The sequence below is a fragment of the Micromonospora sp. NPDC003776 genome, from assembly GCF_053605645.1.
Genome location: NZ_JBSGJR010000646.1, coordinates 1 through 3,578 on the forward strand (window position 1 = coordinate 1; position 3,578 = coordinate 3,578).

The following is a 3,578-nucleotide window of genomic DNA, read 5'->3' on the forward strand; positions in this document are numbered from 1 at the left end:
CGCCGGTGCGCAGCTTGCCGCCGAGCCGGCCGGACTGCTCGTACACGGTGATCTCGGTGCCGGCGGGTGCGCGGTCGCGCAACCGGACGGCGGCGGCCAGCCCGGTGATCCCGCCACCGACGATCGCCACCCGCCACGGTCGCGCCACGATCAGCTCCTCGCGTCCCGCGCGCTGAGCTCGTGCACCAGCGCGACCACCCGGGTCAGCACCTCGGGGTCGGTCTCCGGCAGCACGCCGTGCCCGAGGTTGAACACGTGACCGGGGGCGGCCCGCCCCTGGTCGAGGATCCGGCGCACCTCCGCCTCCACCACCGGCCAGGGGGCGAGCAGCACGCACGGGTCGAGGTTGCCCTGCACCGCCTTGTCCGGGCCGATCCGGCCGGTGGCCACGTCCAACGGGGTACGCCAGTCCACGCCGACCACGTCGGCGCCGGCCTCACCCATCGCGCCGAGCAGCTCGGCGGTGCCCACCCCGAAGTGGATCCGGGGCACGCCCGCGTCAGCCAGACCGGCGAGCACGTGCGCCGAGTGCGGCAGCACGTACCGGCGGTAGTCGGCCTCCGAGAGCGCGCCGGCCCACGAGTCGAACAGCTGCAGCGCGGAGACCCCGGCGTCGACCTGCACCCGCAGGAAGGCGAGCGTCACCTCGGCCAGCCGCCCGCAGAGGGCGTGCCACAGCTCCGGGTCGCCGTACATCAGGGCCTTGGTCTTCGCGTGGGTGCGCGACGGCCCGCCCTCGACCAGGTAGCTGGCCAGGGTGAACGGGGCGCCGGCGAAGCCGATCAGCGGGGTGTCGCCCAGCTCGGCGACGAGCTGCCGGACGGCCTCGTCCACGTAGGAGACGTCGTCGCGGGTGATCGGGCTGATCCGGTCCACGTCGTCGGCGGTGCGCACCGGCTCGGCCACCACCGGGCCGGTGCCGGCCACGATGTCCAGGTCGACGCCGGCGGCGGCCACCGGGACCACGATGTCGCTGAACAGGATCGCCGCGTCCACCCCGTGCCGGCGGACCGGCTGGAGGGTGATCTCGGTGACCAGTTCGGGGCGGCGGCACGACTCCAGCATCGGCACGTTCGCCCGGATCTCCCGGTATTCCGGCAGGGACCGGCCGGCCTGGCGCATGAACCAGACCGGGGTGTGCGGGCCCGGCTCGCGCCGGCAGGCGCGGACGAAGGGCGAGTCGGCCGGCCCGCCGCGGCGGGCTTCTCCGTCTCGGGCGGCAGTGCCCGTGGTGTCGGTGGTCATCGCGGCCATCGTGCCACGCGCCCGAGCGCCCCTCGCGCTCACCGTCACCTTTTGTGACGTGAAAGGAAGGGCCCCTTGTTAACGCCTGCGGTATAGGAAGGGCCCCCTCTTAACACCGGCCGCCGCTGTCACATGATCGTGACCGCCGCCCGGCGTGCCGTCACCCGGTGCCGACGGACGGCGGCATAGGCTGCCCGCATGGCCCCCCCGATCGCGCTCCCGGAAACCTTCGCTCGCGCGGTCGCGGGTCTGCGCTCGGCGACCTGCCGGCCCGAGATCGTGCTGGAGGAGGTCGGCGCGCCGCAGCGACTGGCCCCGTACGCGTTCGCGCTCTCCGCCGCGGTCCTGCGGGACGAGGACGAGGTGGCGACCGGGCGGCTGATCCTGCTGCACGACCCGGCCGGCCACGAGGCCTGGCAGGGCACCCTCCGGCTGGTCACCTACGTGACCGCCGAGCTGGAGGTGGACCTGGCCAGCGACCCGCTGCTGCCCGGCGTGGGCTGGACCTGGCTGACCGACGCGCTGGACGCGCAGGACGCCCGGTACCGGGCGATCGGCGGCACCGTCACCCAGACCCTCTCCACCCGGTTCGGCGAGCTGGCCGGGCCGCCCGCCGCGGGCGACATCGAGATCCGCGCCTCGTGGACCCCGCTCGGGGTCGACCTGGCGCCGCACCTGCTCGGCTGGTGCACCCTGCTGGCCTCGACGGCCGGCCTGCCGCCACCCGGCGTGACCGCCCTCCCCACCCGCCGCCCCGCCGGCGCCGCCTGACCCCCACCCGCGGCCCAACGCCCCGCTCCTGCACCCTGCCCCGTCCCGCGTCTGGACGCGGGTGGGCAGATACGGACGGGCCGCCCCGGTCGATCGGGGCGGCCCGTGCCGGGGCGGTGCTCAGAGGTATCAGAGGTAGTTGTCGGCCTCGTCGCAGACCTTGTCCATGCCCTTGCTGGCCGCGTCGAAGGCGGCCTTGTCGCCACGTGACGCCGCCCGCAGGGCGGTGGTCAGCTTGTCCAGACAGCTGGCGATGACCTTCTTCTGCCGGGCCTGCTCGTCGCGGTCGTTCTTGGTGCCGGTCAGGTCCTGCTCGGTGTCGGACAGCTTGTCCCGGACCGACTGGAGATCCGCCTTCAGCTTGTCGATCTCCTGCTGGTTGGCCGCGATCGTGCCGCTCTGCTGACTGACCTTCTTCTCGGCTTTGTCCAGCTTGCCGTTGGTGTTGACGTAGAGGCCGGTCATCACGCCGCCGAGGACGAAGAGCAGTCCGGCGACGACGGCGAGGATCAGGGCGGTCCGCCGCTTGCCGCCGCTCGCCGCCGGCGCCTCGTACGGCGACACCGGGCCGGGCGGGGCCGACATCGGCTGGGGGCCGAAGCCGGGGCCGGAGACCGGCGGAGCGGACATCGGCGGGGCCGACAGCGGCTGCGGGTACCCGGGCGCGGAGACCGGGGCGGAACCGGGCGTGTACGGGCCCGGCGCCGGGGCGGCGGCCGGCGGGTACTGCCCGGGGACCGGCGGCGCGGCCTGCGGCACGCCGGGCTGGGGCCGGGTCGGCTCCGGCTGGGTCGGCCCGTACTGCTGGGGTGCCGGCTGGCCGCCCCCGTACGGGCTGCCGTACACGGTGCCGCCCGGCGGCTGCGGCGGGTAACCGCCCGCGCCGGTCGGTGGTTGGGACATGTCTCTTCCTCCAGGTGTGCTGGTCCCCGTGGGGTGGGCCCGAAGGGGCCGGGTCTACGGCTCGGGCATGGTCGGGGCCACGCGCCGAGGGTGGTGCGATGCGGTCGAGGGCGGGCCGGCGGCGCCGGTCAGCAGAGCGAGAAGGTGTCGCAGGCGGTCTTGATCGGCACGGCGAGGCCGATGCCCTCGGCGTCCCGGGCCTTGGCGGTGGCGATGCCGACGACCTCCTTGGACCCGTTGATCACCGGCCCGCCCGAGTTGCCGGGGTTGATCGGCGCGTCGAACTGGATGACCGGGCCCGAGTCCTCCTTCCGGAACGCGCTGACCACGCCGGTGGTCACGGTGTCCTGGAGGCCGAGCGGGGCGCCCACCACCACGATCTGCTGCCCGGACTTGACCGGCGTGCTGGCCGCGACCAGCGCCTTGAACCGGGCGGTGGTGGTCAACTGGGCGATGTCCTTGTCCTTGTCGACCCGGACGATGGTGGCCGGGAAACGCTGGTCGGACCGTTCCAGGAAGACCTTCCGGCCGCCGCCGCCGTAGACCGACTCGACCACGTGGAAGTTGTCCAGGCGGGCCAGCTCGCCGGCCATCGCTTCGGTGCCCGCCGCCGGCATCTCCGTGTCGGCCAGAGGGAACTTCAGGCTGAGTGCGGTGCC

At 74.3% G+C, this 3,578-nt stretch carries 5 protein-coding genes; 1 reads left to right on the forward strand and 4 read right to left on the reverse strand.

The features are described 5' to 3' along the window. Both ACWEVO_RS32580 and hemE read right to left on the reverse strand, forming a co-directional pair. The coding region (locus ACWEVO_RS32580; RefSeq protein WP_452311287.1) for an FAD-dependent oxidoreductase at positions 1-148 on the reverse strand (148 nt) is incomplete at its 3' end. A 2-nt stretch (positions 149-150) separates the two neighbouring features. Next, positions 151-1,245, reverse strand: coding sequence for a uroporphyrinogen decarboxylase (gene hemE / locus ACWEVO_RS32585; RefSeq protein ID WP_452311283.1), 1,095 nt, complete (start codon positions 1,243-1,245; stop codon positions 151-153). A gap of 198 nt (positions 1,246-1,443) precedes the next feature. Here hemE and ACWEVO_RS32590 point away from each other — a divergent pair, with 198 nt between their 5' ends. Then, entirely contained in the window at positions 1,444-2,016 is a 573-nt protein-coding gene (locus tag ACWEVO_RS32590; RefSeq protein WP_452311284.1) for a DUF3000 domain-containing protein, read from the forward strand. 129 nt (positions 2,017-2,145) lie between these two features. Here the strand turns inward: ACWEVO_RS32590 and ACWEVO_RS32595 are convergent, their stop codons facing one another. Further along, entirely contained in the window at positions 2,146-2,919 is a 774-nt protein-coding gene (locus ACWEVO_RS32595) for a hypothetical protein (RefSeq protein ID WP_452311285.1), read from the reverse strand. 128 nt (positions 2,920-3,047) lie between these two features. After that, positions 3,048-3,578, reverse strand: a 531-nt coding sequence (locus ACWEVO_RS32600) for a S1C family serine protease (RefSeq protein ID WP_452311286.1), incomplete at its 5' end; no start/stop codon positions are given.

Excerpts from the sequence above, each read along its gene's own strand:
- ACWEVO_RS32595 (WP_452311285.1), bottom strand. The coding sequence starts at position 2,919 with ATGTCCCAACCACCGACCGGCGCGGGCGGTTACCCGCCGCAGCCGCCG.
- hemE (WP_452311283.1), bottom strand. The coding sequence starts at position 1,245 with ATGACCACCGACACCACGGGCACTGCCGCCCGAGACGGAGAAGCCCGC.
- ACWEVO_RS32590 (WP_452311284.1), top strand. The coding sequence starts at position 1,444 with ATGGCCCCCCCGATCGCGCTCCCGGAAACCTTCGCTCGCGCGGTCGCG.